2 protein-coding genes and 1 pseudogene are annotated in these 25,634 nt (G+C 56.8%); 2 read left to right on the top strand and 1 reads right to left on the bottom strand.

Annotation, left to right across the window (positions count from 1 at the left end; all coding sequences use genetic code 11):
* Positions 1–49: 49 nt before the first annotated feature.
* Positions 50–331, bottom strand: a pseudogene (locus WH7805_RS09860) (ACT domain-containing protein); the annotation flags it as partial.
* 470 nt (positions 332–801) lie between these two features.
* On the opposite strand from WH7805_RS09860, the gene WH7805_RS09855 reads away from it, so the two are divergent.
* Together WH7805_RS09855 and WH7805_RS09850 are read left to right on the top strand one after the other, a co-directional pair.
* Complete coding sequence (locus WH7805_RS09855) at positions 802–1,227, top strand: hypothetical protein (RefSeq protein ID WP_156783666.1); 426 nt, start codon at positions 802–804, stop codon at positions 1,225–1,227.
* A gap of 17 nt (positions 1,228–1,244) precedes the next feature.
* On the top strand, positions 1,245–25,634 hold the full coding sequence (locus WH7805_RS09850; RefSeq protein WP_006042925.1) for an Ig-like domain-containing protein: 24,390 nt from the start codon (positions 1,245–1,247) through the stop codon (positions 25,632–25,634).

Below are 25,634 nucleotides of genomic sequence, written 5' to 3'. Positions count from 1 at the left end.
CCGTCCAAACCACAACGGGCAGGGTCAGCGCAACCTTCAAAGCTGCGAATCACCCCTGACCCGTTCGCGCGATATCGAGCACATCCGCCATCGAACGGATCTGATCCATGGTGCGCTGCAACAGGTCGGCACCAGCCAGCTCCACGCGCAAATCGATCCGGGCTGGTTTGCCATAGGTCGTTTTCACACGCGCATCACTGACGTTGATCGATCCATCCGAAAGACGCATCAGGATGTCCTTGAGGATGCCCACTCGGTCGATCACCTCAATGCGCAACTGCACCGGGAAGCGCTGTCCATTGCGGGCATTGGCTGGATTCCAACGCAACGGTCGCCAAGCGCGAAGCTCGCCATGAAGCCGCCATCGACATGCTCCATTGGTGCGCCAGGCGCCCGATGAAAACAGTCCCCGCCGACGAGCTCAGCACTGAGCTATCTGAATCGCGAAGGTCATTGTTCAAGAGCTGCCAAGAGCATTTCGGGGTGACGCCCACACAGCTGCAAGGGTCCATGCACCTAGACGGAGTGCGCATTGACCGCAACCAATTCGGGGAGCTTCCCAAAAAAACGGCTTCAAAAGCGAAATACAGGCCGCGATGCAGCCTGCACTCACGCCAGCCAAAGCAGATTCGCGTACCGAGCGAGCACAAATCGTGCACTATCGGGCTCACACGGGGGCTAACCGCAACTGAAAAACCTTGAAAATTGGTGAGAGTTTTCTGAGAACTGGGTGTTAGCTGGTTCCTACCAAGCACAAATACCTAGCGAACAACGCATTGCGCGCCCTGAGGAGGTTCAGCAATGTCGATGACTCAGCTTGGTCCTGACGTCGATCGGAAAGCTGTCGACAACGACTTCTTGCGACCAGTCGGCCTCACCATCTTCGACACCACGGCTGCCACAGGTGCAATCAACAATCAGGGCACTGGCTCCAGCTCAGGTCACAAGCAAATCCAGTGGGATACAGCCACCTCCCGTAGCCGACTCGCCCTGGCAGACGATGCCGCTTCCCTAACAGCTGGCGAAACCACAACGCTCAGCTTCTTCCACTCAGGATCATCAATCAACTTCGCTGCTGAAGGCCACAAAGCATCTGACGGCACACTTTCCAATTCCTTTGAATCCAGCAGCCCCTATTCCACCATCCTCACTGCAATCCTGAGCAGGATAATCGTCGCTTTCATATCTGCAGCAACTAAGAACAGCGCAGCCGGGCAAACAGATTAGCAGCAATATTTACCAACATGTCAACGATTACGGCCGCCAATTTAATCAACACCCGACTTCTAAACGGCGGAACATTTGATGCAACTTTTGTAACCCGCATCACCGGGTCACTTTTCGATATTAATTCGATCTATGGCCTATCGGGAATAACCGGTCTTGGTGATGAAGACATCACCATTTCAGACACCTCGGTTGATGTTACGGGGCTCAACACTCTCGATAACAAAACCACAGGAAGCATCGATGCCAGCACCCTCAACACGCTCACTGGTGCAGCCGTCGATCTCAACACCGCCTTCGACTCAGGCGGCATCAGCAATCTCAGTGATCAGGACGTCACTCTCACTGACACATCTCTCACGGCTTCAGTCCTCAACGCCCTCAACGGCAAGACCACAGGAAGCATCGATGCCAGCACCCTCAACACACTCACTGGTGCAGCCGTCGATCTCAACACCGCCTTCGACTCAGGCGGCATCAGCAATCTCAGTGATCAGGACGTCACTCTCACTGACACATCTCTCACGGCTTCAGTCCTCAACGCCCTCAACGGCAAGACCACAGGAAGCATCGATGCCTCCTCCATCACCGCACTCACTGGTTCCGCCACGGACCTCATCGAGGCTGTTACAGCCAACGGCATCACAGGCTTAGGCGACGAGGCCATCACCGTCGACAGCGGCACCGCCACCACGGCTCAGGCCAATGACCTCGCTGCTGCCACATCCGGCATCGTCACCGCCACCATCGCTGAGGGCGATCTCGCCACACTCGCAGGCCTCACCGGAACAGGCAATGCCTATTCCATCACCATCGACGATGCCGCCGCTGATGCAGCAGCCCTCAACACGCTCGACGCAAAAACCACTGTTGCCATCGACGCCGCTGCCATCACCACACTCACTGGTGCAGCCGTCGATCTCAACACCGCCTTCGACTCAGGCGGCATTAGCAATCTCAGTGATCAGGACGTCACTCTCACTGACACCTCTCTCACGGCTTCAGTCCTCAACGCCCTCGATAACAACACCACAGGAATCATCGATGCCAGCACCCTCAACACACTCACTGGTGCAGCTGTAGATCTCAACACCGCCTTCGACTCAGGCGGCATCAGCAATCTCAGTGATCAGGACGTCACTCTCACTGACACCTCTCTCACGGCTTCAGTCCTCAACGCCCTCGATGACAACACATCCGGCACCATCAACGCCAACACCCTCAACACACTCACTGGTGCAGCTGTAGATCTCAACACCGCCTTCGACTCAGGCGGCATCAGCAATCTCGGTGACGAGGACGTCACTCTCACTGACACCTCTCTCACGGCTTCAGTCCTCAACGCCCTCAACGGCAAGACCACAGGAAGCATCGATGCCTCCGCCGTCACCACACTCACAGGTACAGCCGCGGAGCTCATTGAGGCTGTCACGTCAGACGGCATCACCGGCTTAGGCGACGAGGCCATCACCGTCGACAGCGGCACCGCCACCACTGCTCAGGCCAATGACCTCGCTGATGAAACATCCGGCATCATCACCGCCACCATCGCTGAGGGCGATCTCGCCACACTCGCCGCACTCAACGGAACCGGCAATGCCTATTCCATCACCATCAACGATGCCTCCGTTGATGCAGCAGCCCTCAACACGCTCGATGGAAAAACCACTGTTGCCATCAACGCCGCTGCCATCACCACACTCACTGGTGCAGCCGTCGATCTCAACACCGCCTTCGACTCAGGCGGCATCAGCAATCTCAGTGATCAGGACGTCACTCTCACTGACTCCTCCCTCACGGCTTCAGTCCTCAACGCCCTCAACGGCAAGACCACAGGAAGCATCGATGCCAGCACCCTCAACACACTCACTGGTGCAGCTGTAGATCTCAACACCGCCTTCGACTCAGGCGGCATCAGCAATCTCGGTGATCAGGACGTCACTCTCACTGACACCTCTCTCACTACTTCAGTCCTCAACGCCCTCGATAACAACACCACAGGAAGCATCGATGCCAGCACCCTCAACACGCTCTCCGGTGCAGCCGTCGATCTCAACACCGCCTTCGACTCAGGCGGCATCAGCAATCTCAGTGATCAGGACGTCACTCTCACTGACACCTCTCTCACGGCTTCAGTCCTCAACGCCCTCGATAACAACACCTCAGGAAGCATCGATGCCAGCACCCTCAACACACTCACTGGTGCAGCTGTAGATCTCAACACCGCCTTCGACTCAGGCGGCATCAGCAATCTCAGTGATCAGGACGTCACTCTCACTGACACCTCTCTCACGGCTTCAGTCCTCAACGCCCTCGATGACAACACATCCGGCACCATCAACGCCAACACCGTCAACACGCTCACTGGTTCCGCCGCGGAGCTCATTGAGGCTGTCACGTCAGACGGCATCACCGGCTTAGGCGACGAGGCCATCACCGTCGACAGCGGCACCGCCACCACTGCTCAGGCCAATGACCTCGCTGATGAAACATCCGGCATCATCACCGCCACCATCGCTGAGGGCGATCTCGCCACACTCGCCGCACTCAACGGAACCGGCAATGCCTATTCCATCACCATCAACGATGCCTCCGTTGATGCAGCAGCCCTCAACACGCTCGATGGAAAAACCACTGTTGCCATCAACGCCGCTGCCATCACCACACTCACTGGTGCAGCCGTCGATCTCAACACCGCCTTCGACTCAGGCGGCATCAGCAATCTCAGTGATCAGGACGTCACTCTCACTGACACCTCACTCACGGCTTCAGTCCTCAACGCCCTCGATAACAACACCACAGGAAGCATCGATGCCAACACCGTCAACACGCTCACTGGTTCCGCCGCGGAGCTCATTGAGGCTGTTGCCTCCAATGGCATCAGCAATCTCGGCGATGTAGACATCACCGTCGACAGCGGTACCGCCACCACTGCTCAGGCCAATGACCTCGCTGATGAAACATCCGGCATCGTCACCGCCACCATCGCTGAGGGTGATCTCACCACACTCGCCGGTCTCACCGGAACAGGCAATGCCTATGCCATCACCATCGACGATGCCTCCATTGATGCAGCAGCACTCAACACGCTCGATGGAAAAACCACTGTTGCCATCGACGCCGCTGCCGTCACCACACTCACTGGTGCAGCCACAGACCTAATCGAGGCTGTCACCTCCAACGGCATCACAGGCTTAGGCGACGAGGCCATCACCGTCGACAGCGGCACCGCCACCACTGCTCAGGCCAATGCCCTCGCTGATGAAACATCCGGCATCGTCACCGCCGCCATCGCTGAGGGCGATCTCACCACACTCGCCGCACTCAACGGAACCGGCAATGCCTATTCCATCACCATCGACGATGCCTCCGTTGATGCCGCAGCCCTCAACACGCTCGACGGCAAAACCACTGTTGCCATCGACGCCGCTGCCGTCACCACACTCACTGGTGCAGCCGCCGATCTCAACACCGCCTTCGACTCAGGCGGCATCAGCAATCTCAGTGATCAGGACGTCACTCTCACTGACACCTCTCTCACGGCTTCAGTCCTCAACGCCCTCGATAACAACACCACAGGAAGCATCGATGCCAACACCGTCAACACGCTCACTGGTTCCGCCACGGACCTCATCGAGGCTGTCACGTCAGACGGCATCACCGGCTTAGGCGACGAGGCCATCACCGTCGACAGCGGTACCGCCACCACTGCTCAGGCCAATGCCCTCGCTGATGAAACATCCGGCATCGTCACCGCCACCATCGCTGAGGGTGATCTCGCCACACTCGCAGGCCTCACCGGAACAGGCAATGCCTATTCCATCACCATCGACGATGCCTCCGTTGATGCAGCAGCACTCAACACGCTCGATGGAAAAACCACTGTTGCCATCGACGCCGCTGCCGTCACCACACTCACCGGTGCAGCCGTCGATCTCAACACCGCCTTCGACTCAGGCGGCATCAGCAATCTCAGTGATCAGGACGTCACTCTCACTGACTCCTCCCTCACGGCTTCAGTCCTCAACGCCCTCGATGGCAACACCACAGGAAGCATCGATGCCTCCGCCGTCACCACACTCACTGGTGCAGCCGTAGATCTCAACACCGCCTTCGACTCAGGCGGCATCAGCAATCTCGGTGATCAGGACGTCACTCTCACTGACACCTCCCTCACTACTTCAGTCCTCAACGCCCTCGATAACAACACCACAGGAAGCATCGATGCCAGCACCCTCAACACGCTCTCCGGTGCAGCCGTAGATCTCAACACCGCCTTCGACTCAGGCGGCATCAGCAATCTCAGTGATCAGGACGTCACTCTCACTGACACCTCTCTCACGGCTTCAGTCCTCAACGCCCTCGATAACAACACCTCAGGAAGCATCGATGCCAGCACCCTCAACACACTCACTGGTGCAGCTGTAGATCTCAACACCGCCTTCGACTCAGGCGGCATCAGCAATCTCGGTGACGAGGACGTCACTCTCACTGACACCTCTCTCACGGCTTCAGTCCTCAACGCCCTCGATGACAACACCACAGGAAGCATCGATGCCTCCTCCATCACCGCACTCACTGGTTCCGCCACGGACCTCATCGAGGCTGTTACAGCCAACGGCATCACAGGCTTAGGCGACGAGGCCATCACCGTCGACAGCGGTACCGCCACCACTGCTCAGGCCAATGACCTCGCTGATGAAACATCCGGCATCGTCACCGCCACCATCGCTGAGGGTGATCTCACCACACTCGCCGCACTCAACGGAACCGGCAATGCCTATTCCATCACCATCGACGATGCCTCCGTTGATGCAGCAGCACTCAACACGCTCGATGGAAAAACCACTGTTGCCATCGACGCCGCTGCCGTCACCACACTCACTGGTGCAGCCGTCGATCTCAACACCGCCTTCGACTCAGGCGGCATCAGCAATCTCAGTGATCAGGACGTCACTCTCACTGACACCTCACTCACCGCTTCGGTCCTCAACGCCCTCGATGGCAACACCACAGGAAGCATCGATGCCTCCTCCATCACCACACTCACAGGTACAGCCGCGGAGCTCATTGAGGCTGTCACGTCAGACGGCATCACCGGCTTAGGCGACGAGGCCATCACCGTCGACAGCGGCACCGCCACCACTGCTCAGGCCAATGCCCTCGCTGATGAAACATCCGGCATCGTCACCGCCACCATCGCTGAGGGCGATCTCGCCACACTCGCAGGCCTCACCGGAACCGGCAATGCCTATTCCATCACCATCAACGATGCCTCCGTTGATGCAGCAGCCCTCAACACGCTCGATGGAAAAACCACTGTTGCCATCAACGCCGCTGCCATCACCACACTCACTGGTGCAGCCGTCGATCTCAACACCGCCTTCGACTCAGGCGGCATCAGCAATCTCGGTGACGAGGACGTCACTCTCACTGACACCTCCCTCACGGCTTCAGTCCTCAACGCCCTCGATAACAACACCACAGGAAGCATCGATGCCAACACCCTCAACACACTCACTGGTGCAGCCGTCGATCTCAACACCGCCTTCGACTCAGGCGGCATCAGCAATCTCAGTGACGAGGACGTCACTCTCACTGACACCTCTCTCACTGCTTCAGTCCTCAACGCCCTCGATAACAACACCTCAGGAAGCATCGATGCCAGCACCCTCAACACACTCACTGGTGCAGCTGTAGATCTCAACACCGCCTTCGACTCAGGCGGCATCAGCAATCTCGTTGATCAGGACGTCACTCTCACTGACACCTCTCTCACGGCTTCAGTCCTCAACGCCCTCGATGACAACACCACAGGAAGCATCGATGCCTCCTCCATCACCGCACTCACTGGTTCCGCCACGGACCTCATCGAGGCTGTTACAGCCAACGGCATCACAGGCTTAGGCGACGAGGCCATCACCGTCGACAGCGGTACCGCCACCACTGCTCAGGCCAATGACCTCGCTGATGAAACATCCGGCATCGTCACCGCCACCATCGCTGAGGGTGATCTCACCACACTCGCCGCACTCAACGGAACCGGCAATGCCTATTCCATCACCATCGACGATGCCTCCGTTGATGCAGCAGCACTCAACACGCTCGATGGCAAAACCACTGTTGCCATCGACGCCGCTGCCGTCACCACACTCACTGGTTTAGCCACAGACCTAATCGAGGCTGTCACCTCCAACGGCATCACAGGCTTAGGCGACGAGGCCATCACCGTCGACAGCGGCACCGCCACCACTGCTCAGGCCAATGCCCTCGCTGATGAAACATCCGGCATCGTCACCGCCGCCATCGCTGAGGGCGATCTCACCACACTCGCCGCACTCAACGGAACCGGCAATGCCTATTCCATCACCATCGACGATGCCTCCGTTGATGCCGCAGCCCTCAACACGCTCGACGCAAAAACCACTGTTGCCATCGACGCCGCTGCCGTCACCACACTCGCCGGCGCAGCCATAGATCTCGACAATGCCTTCTCCTCAGCAGGCATCACAGGCCTCGGCAACGAGGCCGTCACTCTCTCCGACACCTCCCTCAACGCCGCTGTCCTCAACACGCTCGATGACAAAACCACAGGAATCATCGATGCCGGCTCCATCACCACACTCACTGGTGAGGCCTCAGAACTCAACACTGCCTTCGACTCCTCTGGTATCAGCAATCTCGACGATGTAAACGTCACCGTCGACATCGGTACCGCCACCACTGCTCAGGCCAATGCCCTCGCTGATGAAACATCCGGCATCGTCACCGCCACCATCGCTGAGGGTGATCTCGCCACACTCGCAGGCCTCACCGGAACAGGCAATGCCTATTCCATCACCATCGACGATGCCTCCGTTGATGCAGCAGCACTCAACACCCTCGATGGAAAAACCACTGTTGCCATCGACGCCGCTGCCGTCACCACACTCACCGGTGCAGCCGTCGATCTCAACACCGCCTTCGACTCAGGCGGCATAAGCAATCTCGGTGACGAGGACGTCACTCTCACTGACACCTCACTCACCGCTTCAGTCCTCAACGCCCTCGATAACAACACCACAGGAATCATCGATGCCAGCACCCTCAACACACTCACTGGTGCAGCCGTCGATCTCAACACCGCCTTCGACTCAGGCGGCATCAGCAATCTCGGTGACGAGGACGTCACTCTCACTGACACCTCTCTCACGGCTTCAGTCCTCAACGCCCTCGATGACAACACATCCGGCACCATCAACGCCAACACCCTCAACACACTCTCCGGCGCAGCCGTCGATCTCAACACCGCCTTCGACTCAGGCGGCATCAGCAATCTCGGTGACGAGGACGTCACTCTCACTGACACCTCTCTCACGGCTTCAGTTCTCAACGCCCTCGATAACAACACCACAGGAAGCATCGATGCCTCCTCCATCACCGCACTCACTGGTTCCGCCACGGACCTCATCGAGGCTGTCACCTCCAGCGGCATCACAGGCTTAGGCAACGAGGCCATCACCGTCGACAGCGGTACCGCCACCACTACTCAGGCCAATGCCCTCGCTGATGAAACATCCGGCATCGTCACCGCCACCATCGCTGAGGGTGATCTCGCCACACTCGCAGGCCTCACCGGAACAGGCAATGCCTATTCCATCACCATCGACGATGCCTCCATTGATGCAGCAGCACTCAACACGCTCGATGGAAAAACCACTGTTGCCATCGACGCCGCTGCCGTCACCACACTCACCGGTGCAGCCGTCGATCTCAACACCGCCTTCGACTCAGGCGGCATCAGCAATCTCAGTGATCAGGACGTCACTCTCACTGACACCTCCCTCACGGCTTCAGTCCTCAACGCCCTCGATGACAACACATCCGGCACCATCAACGCCAACACCGTCAACACGCTCACTGGTGCAGCCGTCGATCTCAACACCGCCTTCGACTCAGGCGGCATCACAGGCTTAGGCGACGAAGCAATCACTGTCGATAACAGAATTCGCGCTTCAGAAGCAAACACACTGAACAGCTTCACGTCGGGAATAATCACCGCAACAATCACGAACTCGGATGGGACGGGCAATCTCAACGTTTCCAATGCTCTGACCATAGAAGGAACAGGAAATGCTTATTCAATTCGCATTCGAGAAAGAACCGTCAGCGCTTCAGACCTACTGACCATTGATGGAATCACAACGACCACAGTTAATGCACAAAACATAAGAACACTCACGGGAAGCAATGCGGACATCAATTCCGCATACGCAGCCGAAACAGCCGGCTCGATTTCAGGGCTAGGCGGAAACGTCAATTTCGACGTCAGCGGATCAATTACCGTTGCAGAAGCCAATACACTATCTTCGCTAATTACGTCCAACAACCGAATACTTACCGCCACAATTTCGGACGGAGATTTATCTACATTAGCAGGCATTAGCGAGAGCGGAAACAGTCTAAGTGTCACAATCAGCGATACATCTGTTGATGCTGCAGCACTCAACACGCTCGACGGCAAAACCACTGTTGCCATCGACGCCGCTGCCATCACCACACTCACTGGTGCAGCCGTCGATCTCAACACTGCCTTCGACTCAGGCGGCATCAGCAATCTCGGTGACGAGGACGTCACTCTCACTGACACCTCTCTCACTACTTCCGTCCTCAACGCCCTCGATAACAACACCACAGGAAGCATCGATGCCAACACCCTCAACACACTCACTGGTGCAGCCGTCGATCTCAACACCGCCTTCAACTCAAGCGGCATCAGCAATCTCGGTGACGAGGACGTCACTCTCACTGACTCCTCCCTCACGGCTTCAGTCCTCAACGCCCTCGATAACAAAACCTCAGGAAGCATCGATGCCAGCACCCTCAACACACTCACTGGTGCAGCTGTAGATCTCAACACCGCCTTCGACTCAGGCGGCATCAGCAATCTCGGTGACGAGGACGTCACTCTCACTGACACCTCACTCACCGCTTCAGTCCTCAACGCCCTCGATAACAACACCACAGGAAGCATCGATGCCAGCACCCTCAACACACTCACTGGTGCAGCCGTCGATCTCAACACCGCCTTCGACTCAGGCGGCATCAGCAATCTCAGTGATCAGGACGTCACTCTCACTGACACCTCCCTCACGGCTTCAGTCCTCAACGCCCTCGATGGCAACACCACAGGAAGCATCGATGCCAACACCCTCAACACACTCACTGGTGCAGCCGTCGATCTCAACACCGCCTTCGACTCAGGCGGCATCAGCAATCTCAGTGATCAGGACGTCACTCTCACTGACTCCTTACTCACGGCTTCAGTCCTCAACGCCCTCGATAACAACACCACAGGAAGCATCGATGCCAACACCCTCAACACACTCACTGGTGCAGCCGTAGATCTCAACACCGCCTTCGACTCAGGCGGCATCAGCAATCTCAGTGATCAGGACGTCACTCTCACTGACACCTCTCTCACGGCTTCAGTCCTCAACGCCCTCGATGACAACACATCCGGCACCATCAACGCCAACACCCTCAACACGCTCACTGGTGCAGCCGTAAATCTCAACACCGCCTTCGACTCAGGCGGCATCAGCAATCTCGGTGACGAGGACGTCACTCTCACTGACACCTCTCTTACGGCTTCAGTCCTCAACGCCCTCGATAACAAAACCTCAGGAAGCATCGATGCCAGCACCCTCAACACACTCACTGGTGCAGCTGTAGATCTCAACACCGCCTTCGACTCAGGCGGCATCAGCAATCTCAGTGATCAGGACGTCACTCTCACTGACACCTCCCTCACGGCTTCAGTCCTCAACGCCCTCGATAACAACACCACAGGAATCATCGATGCCAGCACCGTCAACACACTCACTGGTGCAGCCGTCGATCTCAACACCGCCTTCGACTCAGGCGGCATCAGCAATCTCGGTGATCAGGACGTCACTCTCACTGACACCTCTCTCACTACTTCAGTCCTCAACGCCCTCGATAACAACACCACAGGAAGCATCGATGCCAGCACCCTCAACACGCTCTCCGGTGCAGCCGTAGATCTCAACACCGCCTTCGACTCAGGCGGCATCAGCAATCTCGGTGACGAGGACGTCACTCTCACTGACACCTCACTCACCGCTTCAGTCCTCAACGCCCTCGATGGCAACACCACAGGAAGCATCGATGCCAACACCCTCAACACACTCACTGGTGCAGCCACGGACCTCATCGAGGCTGTTACAGCCAACGACATCACAGGCTTAGGCGACGAGGCCATCACCGTCGACAGCGGTACCGCCACCACTGCTCAGGCCAATGCCCTCGCTGCTGCCACATCCGGCATCGTCACCGCCACCATCGCTGAGGGCGATCTCGCCACACTCGCCGCACTCAACGGAACCGGCAATGCCAATTCCATCACCATCGCCGATGCCTCCGTTGATGCAGCAGCTCTCAACACGCTCGATGGAAAAACCACTGTTGCCATCGACGCCGCTGCCGTCACCACACTCACTGGTGCAGCCGTCGATCTCAACACCGCCTTCGACTCAGGCGGCATCAGCAATCTCGGTGACGAGGACGTCACTCTCACTGACACCTCTCTCACTACTTCCGTCCTCAACGCCCTCGATAACAACACCACAGGAAGCATCGATGCCAACACCCTCAACACACTCACTGGTGCAGCCGTCGATCTCAACACCGCCTTCAACTCAAGCGGCATCAGCAATCTCGGTGACGAGGACGTCACTCTCACTGACTCCTCCCTCACGGCTTCAGTCCTCAACGCCCTCGATAACAAAACCTCAGGAAGCATCGATGCCAGCACCCTCAACACACTCACTGGTGCAGCCGTCGATCTCAACACCGCCTTCGACTCAGGCGGCATCAGCAATCTCAGTGATCAGGACGTCACTCTCACTGACTCCTCCCTCACGGCTTCAGTCCTCAACGCCCTCAACGGCAAGACCACAGGAAGCATCGATGCCAGCACCCTCAACACACTCACTGGTGCAGCTGTAGATCTCAACACCGCCTTCGACTCAGGCGGCATCAGCAATCTCGGTGATCAGGACGTCACTCTCACTGACACCTCTCTCACTACTTCAGTCCTCAACGCCCTCGATAACAACACCACAGGAAGCATCGATGCCAGCACCCTCAACACGCTCTCCGGTGCAGCCGTCGATCTCAACACCGCCTTCGACTCAGGCGGCATCAGCAATCTCAGTGATCAGGACGTCACTCTCACTGACACCTCTCTCACGGCTTCAGTCCTCAACGCCCTCGATAACAACACCTCAGGAAGCATCGATGCCAGCACCCTCAACACACTCACTGGTGCAGCTGTAGATCTCAACACCGCCTTCGACTCAGGCGGCATCAGCAATCTCAGTGATCAGGACGTCACTCTCACTGACACCTCCCTCACGGCTTCAGTCCTCAACGCCCTCGATGACAACACATCCGGCACCATCAACGCCAACACCGTCAACACGCTCACTGGTGCAGCCGTCGATCTCAACACCGCCTTCGACTCAGGCGGCATCAGCAATCTCGTTGATCAGGACGTCACTCTCACTGACTCCTCACTCACGGCTTCAGTCCTCAACGCCCTCGATGGCAACACCACAGGAAGCATCGATGCCTCCGCCGTCACCACACTCACTGGTGCAGCCGTCGATCTCAACACCGCCTTCGACTCAGGCGGCATCAGCAATCTCAGTGATCAGGACGTCACTCTCACTGACACCTCTCTCACGGCTTCAGTCCTCAACGCCCTCGATAACAACACCACAGGAAGCATCGATGCCTCCTCCATCACCGCACTCACTGGTGCAGCCGTCGATCTCAACACCGCCTTCGACTCAGGCGGCATCAGCAATCTCAGTGATCAGGACGTCACTCTCACTGACACCTCCCTCACTGCTTCAGTCCTCAACGCCCTCGATAACAACACCACAGGAAGCATCGATGCCTCCTCCATCACCGCACTCACTGGTGCAGCCGTCGATCTCAACACCGCCTTCGACTCAGGCGGCATCAGCAATCTCAGTGATCAGGACGTCACTCTCACTGACACCTCCCTCACTGCTTCAGTCCTCAACGCCCTCGATAACAAAACCTCAGGAAGCATCGATGCCTCCTCCATCACCACACTCTCCGGTACAGCCACGGATCTCATCGAGGCTGTCACCTCCAGCGGCATCACAGGCCTCGGGAATGAAGCCATCACCGTCAACAGCGGTACCGCCACCACTGCTCAGGCCAATGCCCTCGCTGATGAAACATCCGGCATCGTCACCGCCACCATCGCTGAGGGTGATCTCGCCACACTCGCCGGCCTCAACGGAACAGGCAATGCCTATTCCATCACCATCGACGATGCCGCCGTTGATGCCGCAGCCCTCAACACGCTCGACGCAAAAACCACTGTTGCCATCGACGCCGCTGCCGTCACCACACTCACTGGTTTAGCCACAGACCTCATCGAGGCTGTCACCTCCAACGGCATCACAGGCCTCGGGAATGAAGCCATCACCGTCAACAGCGGTACCGCCACCACTGCTCAGGCCAATGCCCTCGCTGATGAAACATCCGGCATCGTCACCGCCACCATCGCTGAGGGCGATCTCGCCACACTCGCCGCACTCAACGGAACCGGCAATGCCTATTCCATCACCATCGACGATGCCTCCGTTGATGCAGCAGCACTCAACACGCTCGATGGAAAAACCACTGTTGCCATCAACGCCGCTGCCGTCACCACACTCACTGGTGCAGCTGTAGATCTCAACACCGCCTTCGACTCAGGCGGCATCAGCAATCTCAGTGATCAGGACGTCACTCTCACTGACACCTCTCTCACGGCTTCAGTCCTCAACGCCCTCGATAACAACACCTCAGGAAGCATCGATGCCAGCACCCTCAACACACTCACTGGTGCAGCTGTAGATCTCAACACCGCCTTCGACTCAGGCGGCATCAGCAATCTCAGTGATCAGGACGTCACTCTCACTGACACCTCTCTCACGGCTTCAGTCCTCAACGCCCTCGATGACAACACATCCGGCACCATCAACGCCAACACCGTCAACACGCTCACTGGTTCCGCCGCGGAGCTCATTGAGGCTGTCACGTCAGACGGCATCACCGGCTTAGGCGACGAGGCCATCACCGTCGACAGCGGCACCGCCACCACTGCTCAGGCCAATGACCTCGCTGATGAAACATCCGGCATCATCACCGCCACCATCGCTGAGGGCGATCTCGCCACACTCGCCGCACTCAACGGAACCGGCAATGCCTATTCCATCACCATCAACGATGCCTCCGTTGATGCAGCAGCCCTCAACACGCTCGACGCAAAAACCACTGTTGCCATCAACGCCGCTGCCATCACCACACTCACTGGTGCAGCCGTCGATCTCAACACCGCCTTCGACTCAGGCGGCATCAGCAATCTCAGTGATCAGGACGTCACTCTCACTGACACCACACTCGCGGCCGCAGTCCTCAACGCCCTCGATAACAACACCACAGGAAGCATCGATGCCAACACCGTCAACACACTCACTGGTGCAGCCGTCGATCTCAACACCGCCTTCGACTCAGGCGGCATCAGCAATCTCGGTGATCAGGACGTCACTCTCACTGACACCTCACTCACGGCTTCAGTCCTCAACGCCCTCAACGGCAACACCACAGGAAGTATCGACGCCTCCTCCATCACCACACTCTCCGGTACAGCCACGGACCTCATCGAGGCTGTTACAGCCAGCGGCATCACTGGCCTCGGGAATGAAGCCATCACCGTCAACAGCGGCACCGCCTCCATTTCTCAGGCCAACACCCTTGCTGATGAAACATCCGGCATCGTCACCGCCACCATTGCTGAGGGCGATCTCGCCACACTCGCCGCACTCAACGGAACCGGCAATGCCTACGCCCTCACCATCACCAATACGCTGGTAAACGCAGCTGAATTAAATGCATTAAACATCAAAACAATCACCAATATTAATGGGGAAAACATAATTCAGATCTCAGGTGCAGTCGAAGACATCGCCGCAACATACACAGAGGGCGGAATTGACGGACTTGGTGATGAAGAAATTATTTTCACATTCTCGAATATCAACGCAGATAGCTTGGCTGCAATTGACGCGGCGAACAGCCGTGTCATCAATGCCATTGGCATTGAAGCTTTAACAGGTTCTGCTACAGACCTCAATACTGTCTACGAATCCGATGGAATCTCCGGCCTTGGCGATGAACCGGCAACTCTCACAGACACGTCACTCTCCGCATCAACACTGAATGCTCTCGATAGAAACACCTCAGGAAACATCGACAGCTCCAGCCTGACCACACTGACTGGCACAGCCACAGAGCTCAACACTGCCTTCTCCTCTACCGAGATCACAGGCCTCGGCAACGAAGACGTCACGCTTTCTGACACCACACTCGACGTCTCTATTCTCAACACCCTTGGTGATAAAACTTCGGGAACGATTGATGCTTCCGCAATCACCACGCTCACCGGCGCTGCGGCAGACCTCAACGACGCTTACGCAGTAGCCGGGCTCAGTACTACACCCCTTGATGGAGCAGCTCTCAACAACTCACTCATTCCAGTTGGCATTACCGGCCTAGGGAATGAGGACATCATCCTCTCCGACACCACCCTCGACGCTGCCATCCTCAACATCCTCGATGGCAACACCACAGGGACCATTGATGCCTCCTCCATCGCCACACTCACCGGCTTAGCCGCAGAGATCCACTCGGCATTCGCATCACCGGGCATCTCGGGGCTTCGTGATCAGGACATCATCCTCTCTGACAACACACTCGATGCCACAGACATCAACGCCCTCAAAAGCAAAACCACAGGAAGCATCGATGCCTCCTCCATCACCGCACTCACTGGTTCCGCCACGGACCTCATCGAGGCTGTTACAGCCAACGGCATCACAGGCTTAGGCGACGAGGCCATCACCGTCGACAGCGGTACCGCCACCACGGCTCAGGCCAATGCCCTCGCTGCTGCCACATCCGGCATCGTCACCGCCACCATCGCTGAGGGCGATCTCGCCACACTCGCAGGCCTCACCGGAGATGGCAATGCCTATTCCATCACCATCGACGATGCCTCCGTTGATGCAGCAGCCCTCAACACGCTCGACGAAAAAACAACCGTTGTTATCGATGCCTCCGCCACCATCACCCTTTCCGGCACATCCACAGAGATCAACACGGCATTCACCTCACCGGGCATCTCGGGCCTTCGTGATCAGGACGTCATCCTCTCCGACATCTCCCTCACTGCTTCAGTCCTCAACGCCCTCGATAACAACACCACAGGAAGCATCGATGCCAGCACCCTCAACACACTCACTGGTGCAGCCACGGACCTCATCGAGGCTGTTACCTCCAACGGCATCACAGGTTTAGGCGACGGGGCCATCACCGTCGACAGCGGTACCGCCACCACTGCTCAGGCCAATGCCCTCGCTGATGAAACATCCGGCATCGTTACCGCCACCATCGCCGAGGGCGATCTCGCCACACTCTCTGGTCTCACCGGAACCGGCAATGCCTACGCCATCACAATCTCTGATACAGCGGTCAATGCAGCAATTCTCAATGCAATCAACAACAAAACAATCAATGATATTAATGGCCAAAATATAATTCAAATTGAGGGTACAGCCGAAGATATCGCCACTGCATACACAGCAAGCGGGATCAATGGACTTGGCGACGAAGAAATTATCTTTACAGCCTCGAATATCAATGCTTCCGATTTAATTGCAATTGATTCAGCGAACAGCCAAGTCATCGATGCCAGCACCCTCAACACACTCACAGGTGCAGCCGTCGATCTCAACACCGCCTTCAACTCAGGCGGCATCAGCAATCTCAGTGATCAGGACGTCACTCTCACTGACACCTCCCTCACGGCTTCAGTCCTCAACGCCCTCGATAACAACACCACAGGAAGCATCGATGCCTCCTCCATCACCGCACTCACTGGTGCAGCCGTCGATCTCAACACCGCCTTCGACTCAGGCGGCATCAGCAATCTCAGTGATCAGGACGTCACTCTCACTGACACCTCCCTCACGGCTTCAGTCCTCAACGCCCTCAACGGCAAAACCTCAGGAAGCATCGATGCCAGCACCCTCAACACACTCACTGGTGCAGCCGTCGATCTCAACACCGCCTTCGACTCAGGCGGCATCAGCAATCTCAGTGATCAGGACGTCACTCTCACTGACTCCTCCCTCACGGCTTCAGTCCTCAACGACCTCGATGGCAACACCACAGGAAGCATCGATGCCAGCACCCTCAACACACTCACAGGTGCAGCCGTCGATCTCCACACCGCCTTCAACTCAGGCGGCATCAGCAATCTCAGTGATCAGGACGTCACTCTCACTGACACCTCCCTCACGGCTTCAGTCCTCAACGCCCTCAACGGCAACACCACAGGAAACATCGATGCCAGCACCGTCACCGCACTCACTGGTGCAGCCGTCGATCTCAACACCGCCTTCGACTCAGGCGGCATCAGCAATCTCGGTGATCAGGACGTCACTCTCACTGACTCCTCCCTCACTGCTTCAGTCCTCAACGCCCTCAACGGCAAAACCTCAGGAAGCATCGATGCCAGCACCCTCAACACACTCACTGGTGCAGCCGTCGATCTCAACACCGCCTTCGACTCAGTCAGCATCAGCAATCTCAGTGATCAGGACGTCACTCTCACTGACACCTCCCTCACGGCTTCAGTCCTCAACGCCCTCAACGGCAACACCACAGGAAGCATCAATGCCAACTCCATCACAACATTCATAGGCGCTGCCGCAGAGCTCAATTCCGTCTACGCATCAACAAACAATATCTCTGGCCTTGGCGACGAAAACGTCACCCTCTCCGACATCACCCTCGCCGCGACGGTTCTCAACAGCCTCGAGGGTAAAACGTCAGGCACCATCGATGCCAGCTCCATTTCTTCTCTCGCCGGTACGGCTGCTGATCTAATCGCTGTTTACAACTCAAACAAATTCTCAGGCCTGAATAACGAAGAAGTCACCCTCTCTGACACCACCCTCGATGCCGCTGTCCTCAACACCCTCGACGACAAAACCACAGGAACTATTGATGCCAGCACTGTCACCACACTCACTGGTACAGCCACAGAGCTCAACACTGCCTTCACCTCTACCGAAATCTCAGGCCTCGGCAATGAGAACGTCACCCTCTCAGACACCACCCTCACTGCTTCAGTCCTCAACGCCCTCGATGACAACACCACAGGAAGCATCGATGCCGCCTCCATCACCGCACTCACTGGTTCCGCCACGGACCTCATCGAGGCTGTTACAGCCAACGGCATCACAGGCTTAGGCGACGAGGCCATCACCGTCGACAGCGGCACCGCCACCACTGCTCAGGCCAATGACCTCGCTGCTGAAACATCCGGCATCGTCACCGCCACCATCGCTGAGGGCGATCTCGCCACACTCGCCGCACTCAACGGAACCGGCAATGCCTATTCCATCACCATCGACGATGCCTCTGTTGATACCGCAGCCCTCAACACGCTCGATGGAAAAACCACTGTTGCCATCGACGCCGCTGCCATCACCACACTCACTGGTGCAGCCGTCGATCTCAACACCGCCTTCGACTCAGGCGGCATCAGCAATCTCGGTGATCAGGACGTCACTCTCACTGACACCACCCTCGCGGCCGCAGTCCTCAACACCCTCGATGGCAACACCACAGGAACCATCGATGCCTCCGCCGTCACCACACTCACAGGTACAGCCGCGGAGCTCATTGAGGCTGTCACGTCAGACGGCATCACCGGCTTAGGCAGCGAGGCCATCACCGTCGACAGCGGTACCGCCACCACTGCTCAGGCCAATGACCTCGCTGCTGAAACATCCGGCATCGTCACCGCCACCATCGCTGAGGGCGATCTCGCCACACTCACAGGCCTCAACGGAGATGGCAATGCATATTCCATCACTATCGCCGATGCCTCCGTCGCTGCTGCAGCTCTCAACACGCTCGACAGAAAAACCACTGTTGTCATTAACGCCGCTGCGATCACGACCCTGACCGGGTTCCCCGCAGATATTCTCACCAGTCGACAGTCTCCTGGCATTGTTGGACTCAGCGATGAAAACGGCTTTCCAACAATTGGCATTATATCCAGCACCTCATCACTCAATATCGGTAAAACCGCATCACTAACTTTTGTTCTTTCAGACGATTCCTCAGACTTCACCGAATCCGATATCACCATCTCCGGAGGCACACTCTCCAACTTCTCTGGCTCTGGCTCCATCTACACCGCCACCTTCACTCCCAACGCCAACAGCACCATCGATGGCGTCATTGAAGTTGGCAGCAACGCTTTCTCAAGCAATGGAATCTTCAACAACGACGGCGATAACACCAACAACACACTCACTCTCTCCATCAACACCGTCAGACCCGTCATTGCTCTGACCTCCACTCTCTCCTCTCTCAAAGCAGGCGATACCACCACGCTCACCTTCACGCTTTCAGAACCCTCTTCCGATTTCTCAGAAGCCGATATCACTATCTCCGGAGGCACACTCTCCAACTTCTCAGGCTCTGGCTCCAGCTACACAGCCACCTTCACTCCTGATACCAACAGCACCTCTGACGCAGTCATCTCCGTCGCCTCTGGCACTTTCTCCAATTCAGCCGGCAACACCAACAACGACGGCGATAACACCAACAACACACTCACCCTCTCCATCAACACCGTCAGACCCGTCATTGCTCTGACCTCCACTCTCTCCTCTCTCAAAGCAGGCGATACCACCACGCTCACCTTCACTCTTTCAGAACCCTCTTCCGATTTCTCAGAAGCCGATATCACCGTCTCCGGAGGCACACTCTCCAACTTCTCTGGATCCGGCTCCAGCTACACCGCCACATTCACTCCTGACGCCAACAGCACCTCCGACGCAGTCATCTCCGTCGCCTCAGGCACTTTCTCCAATTCAGCCGGCAACACCAACAACAACGGCGATAACACCAACAACTCTCTCACTCTCTCCATCAACACCGTCAGACCCGTCATTGCTCTGACCTCCACTCTCTCCTCTCTCAAAGCAGGCGATACCACCACGCTCACCTTCACGCTCTCAGAACCCTCATCTGATTTCTTGCAATCCGATATCTCTGTCTCCGGAGGCACACTCTCCAACTTCTCCGGCTCTGGCTCCATCTACACAGCCACCTTCACTCCTGATACCAACAGCACCATCCATGGCGTCATTGAAGTTGGCAGCAACGCTTTCTCAAGCGATGGAATCTTCAACAACGACGGCGACGACACCAACAACACACTCACCCTCTCCATCAACACCGTCAGACCAACAATCGCTCTGACCTCCGATCGCTCCTCCCTTCAAGCAGGGGACACCGCCACGCTCACCTTCACTCTTTCAGAACCTTCTTCCGATTTCTCAGAAGCCGATATCACTATCTCCGGAGGCACACTCTCCAACTTCTCAGGCTCTGGCTCCAGCTACACAGCCACCTTCACTGCCAACGCCGACAGCACCTCTGACGCAGTCATCTCCGTTGCCTCAGGCACTTTTTCCAATTCAGCTGGCAACACCAATAACGACGGCGATAACACCAACAACACACTCACCCTCTCCATCAACACCGTCAGACCAACAATCGCTCTGACCTCCGATCGCTCCTCCCTTCAAGCAGGAGACACCGCCACGCTCACCTTCACGCTTTCAGAACCTTCTTCCGATTTCTCAGAAGCCGATATCACCGTCTCCGGAGGCACACTCTCCAACTTCTCCGGATCCGGATCCAGCTACACCGCCACCTTCACTGCCAACGCCGACAGCACCTCCGACGCTGTTATCTCCGTTGCCTCAGACACTTTTTCCAATTCAGCTGGCAACACCAATAACGACGGCGATAACACCAACAACACACTCACCCTCTCCATCAACACCGTCAGACCAACAATCGCTCTGACCTCCGATCGCTCCTCCCTTCAAGCAGGCGACACCGCCACGCTCACCTTCACGCTTTCAGAACCCTCTTCCGATTTCTCAGAAGCCGATATCACCGTCTCCGGAGGCACACTCTCCAACTTCTCCGGATCCGGATCCAGCTACACCGCCACCTTCACTGCTGACGCCAACAGCACCTCCGACGCTGTTATCTCCGTTGCCTCAGGCACTTTTTCCAATTCAGCTGGAAACACCAATAACGACGGCGATAACACCAACAACACACTCACCCTCTCCATCAACACCGTCAGACCAACAATCACTCTGACCTCCGATCGCTCCTCCCTTCAAGCAGGCGATACCACCACGCTCACCTTCACGCTTTCAGAACCTTCTTCCGATTTCTCAGAAGCCGATATCACCATCTCCGGAGGCACACTCTCCAACTTCTCCGGCTCCGGATCCAGCTACACCGCCACCTTCACTGCCAACGCCGACAGCACCTCCGACGCTGTTATCTCCGTTGCCTCAGACACTTTTTCCAATTCAGCTGGCAACACCAATAACGACGGCGATAACACCAACAACACACTCACCCTCTCCATCAACACCGTCAGACCAACAATCGCTCTGACCTCCGATCGCTCCTCCCTTCAAGCAGGCGACACCGCCACGCTCACCTTCACGCTTTCAGAACCCTCTTCCGATTTCTCAGAAGCCGATATCACCGTCTCCGGAGGCACACTCTCCAACTTCTCCGGATCCGGATCCAGCTACACCGCCACCTTCACTGCTGACGCCAACAGCACCTCCGACGCTGTTATCTCCGTTGCCTCAGGCACTTTTTCCAATTCAGCTGGAAACACCAATAACGACGGCGATAACACCAACAACACACTCACCCTCTCCATCAACACCGTCAGACCAACAATCACTCTGACCTCCGATCGCTCCTCCCTTCAAGCAGGCGATACCACCACGCTCACCTTCACGCTTTCAGAACCCTCTTCCGATTTCTCAGAAGCCGATATCACCATCTCCGGAGGCACACTCTCCAACTTTGCCGGCTCTGGCTCCAGCTACACCGCCACCTTCACTGCTGACGCCAACAGCACCTCCGACGCTGTCATCTCCGTGGCCTCAGGCACTTTCTCCAATTCAGCTGGAAACACCAACAACGACGGCGATAACACCAACAACACACTCACTCTCTCCATCAACACCGTCAGACCAACAATCGCTCTGACCTCCGATCGCTCCTCCCTTCAAGCAGGGGACACCGCCACGCTCACCTTCACGCTTTCAGAACCCTCTTCCGATTTCTCAGAAGCCGATATCTCTGTCTCCGGAGGCACACTCTCCAACTTTGCCGGCTCTGGCTCCAGCTACACCGCCACCTTCACTGCCAACGCCGACAGCACCTCTGACGCTGTTATCTCCGTTGCCTCAGGCACTTTCTCCAATTCAGCTGGCAACACCAACAACGACGGCGACGACACCAACAACACACTCACTCTCTCCATTAACACCGTCAGACCAACAATCTCAACCACCATCACTCGCGTCGACTCGACCACGCCTGACGGCATCTGTGTTGCTGGAGACGTCATCAACCTCTCCGTTTCCTTCTCAGAACCCGTTGTCGTTGACACCACCTCCGGCACACCAACCCTTCAGCTCGAAACCGGCACCATCGATCGCTTCGCTACTTATATCTCCGGCTCCGGCACAAGCACCCTCACCTTCCAATACATCGTTCAAGTCGGTGACACCTCCGCTGATCTCGATCAGCTTTCCTCATCCGCACTCGCCCTCAATGGCGGCAGCATCGCCGATACCGCTGGCAATTCAGCCATCCTCAATCTCCCCAACCCAGGCGCAGCAGGCTCTCTCAGCGCCAATAAAAACCTGGTCATCAAGACCACCATCCCCACCGTTTCCGTTGCCATCAACGATGGCGGCGACAGCATCCTCAACGCTGCAGAAGATTCCTCCGTCACCATCTCTGGCACCACCACCGGCGCAGAAGACGGCCAGACCGTTTCCATCTCCATTACCGATGGATCCAACACGATCAACACCACCGCCACCGTCAACAGCAACAGCTATTCCGTCTCTGGCCTCGATCTCTCTTCCCTCGCTGACGGCACCCTCAACATCAGCGCCGATGTCAGCGACTTAGCCGGTAATTCAGCAACACAAGCGACTGATTCCACAACCAAAGTCACCGCATCTCCCTCCATCACTCGCGTCGACTCGACCACCGCCGACGGCTCCTACGGCATCGGCTCCGTCATCAACCTCACCGTGACCTTCGATGAGGATGTTGTCGTCACAGGCACCCCAGCTCTCCAGCTCGAAACCGGAACCATCGATCGCAAAGCGATCTTCACCTCCGGTTCAGGCACCAACACCCTCACCTTCCAATACATCGTTCAAGACGGTGATTCCTCCGCTGATCTCGATCAGCTCTCCTCCTCCGCACTCGCCCTCAACGGCGGAACCATTCAGGATGCCGCAGGTAACAACGCCATCCTCAATCTCCCCAACCCAGGCGCAGCAGGCTCTCTCAGCAGCAATGCCGATCTGGTGATCGACGGCATCGCGCCCTTCGTCAGCACGGACACCCGCACATACGTTTTAGAAGCCAGCAATCCTTTCGGAATTTCCGATGTCGGCCTCTCCGCCAAACCCACCTTTGCCGACATTGATGGCGACGATGATCTTGATCTCTTCATCGGCAATCGAGCCGGCAACACCCTCTTCTTCCGCAACACCGCCGCTTCAGGCTCCACCGCTCCCGCCTACGCACCAGCAGTCACCAATCCTTTCGGGATTACTGATGTAGGTCGCGCCGCCAGCCCAACCCTCACCGACATTGATGACGATGGTGACCTTGATCTCTTCATCGGCAATCGAGCCGGCAACACCCTCTTCTTCCGCAACAACGCCCCTCCAGGCTCCACCGCTCCCGCCTACAGCCAAGAACGCGGGGCCAACGGTGAACCCAATCCTTTCGGAATCACCGACGTGGGCCGTTTCGCCAAGCCCGCCTTTACAGATACCGATAACGACGGCGATCTTGATCTCTTCATCGGCAACCTACGCGGTAAAACCCTTGTCTTCCGCAACAACGCCACTCCAGGAGCCACCACTCCCGCTTACGCACCAGCTGCCACCAATCCCTTTGGAATCAACGATGTAGGACTCTCCGCCGCCCCCGCCTTCACCGATGCCGATGGCGACGGTGATCTTGATCTCTTCATCGGCAATCGAGACGGCAACACCCTTGTCTTCCGCAACAACGCCCCTCCAGGCTCCACCGCTCCCGCCTACAGCCAAGAACGCGGGGCCAACGGTGAACCCAATCCCTTCGGAATTACTGATGTGGGCTTCAACGCAAGCCCGGCCTTTGCCGATCCTGATAACGACAGCGACCCTGATCTCTTCATTGGCAATGCCGCCGGTGACACCCTCTTCTTCCGCAACACGGGGGCTGCTCCTGGCGTGAACTCCTCCACCGTCAATGGCGTCTACACCATCGGTGCTGTCATCAACCTCACCATCGGCTTCTCAAAACCCGTTGTCGTTGACACCACTGGCGGCACACCCACTCTCCAGCTCGAAACCGGCACCACCGATCGCAAAGCGATCTTTACCTCCGGCTCCGGCACCAACACCCTCACCTTCCAATACACCGTTCAAGACGGTGACACCTCCGCTGATCTCGATCAGCTCTCTTCCACAGCACTCGCACTCAACGGCGGCAGCATCACTGATGCCAACGGCAATCCAGCCATCCTTTCACTCCCTCAGCCCGGAACTCAGGGTTCCCTCAGTGACAATGCTGATCTCATCATCGATACCAACGATCTCATCACCTCAACGATCAGGTCCTCCGAAAGCCTGACCCTTCCAGACGGTCTTGCAAACCTGATCCTCACGGGCACTGACAATCTCAATGGCACTGGCAATGACCTGGACAACAGAATTGAAGGCAATTCAGGTAAAAATCGCCTCAACGGCAAAGGCGGCAACGACACACTCATCGGCAAAGAAGACAAAGACAAACTCACCGGCGGCAGCAATGCCGATACTTTTCTCTTTCAATCCATCAATGACTCCGGCATAACCAATGCAACAAGAGATCAGATCACTGATTTCACAGCAGACGACACCATCGACCTCTCACGGATTGATGCCGATCCAAACACGAACGGTGATCAAGCCTTTGTCTTCATTGGATCCGATCGCTTCTCAGACATTGGCCAGGCAAGGTTTAACAACGCTGTCCTCAGACTCAATATTGACGACGACCTCTTTGCTGACTTTCAAATCAACCTCAAAGGAGTCAACGAACTATCCGCGGACTCCTTGATCCTCTGA

This window comes from Synechococcus sp. WH 7805 (genome assembly GCF_000153285.1).
Classification (GTDB): domain Bacteria; phylum Cyanobacteriota; class Cyanobacteriia; order PCC-6307; family Cyanobiaceae; genus Synechococcus_C.
This window is presented reverse-complemented; position numbering and strand designations above follow the sequence as displayed.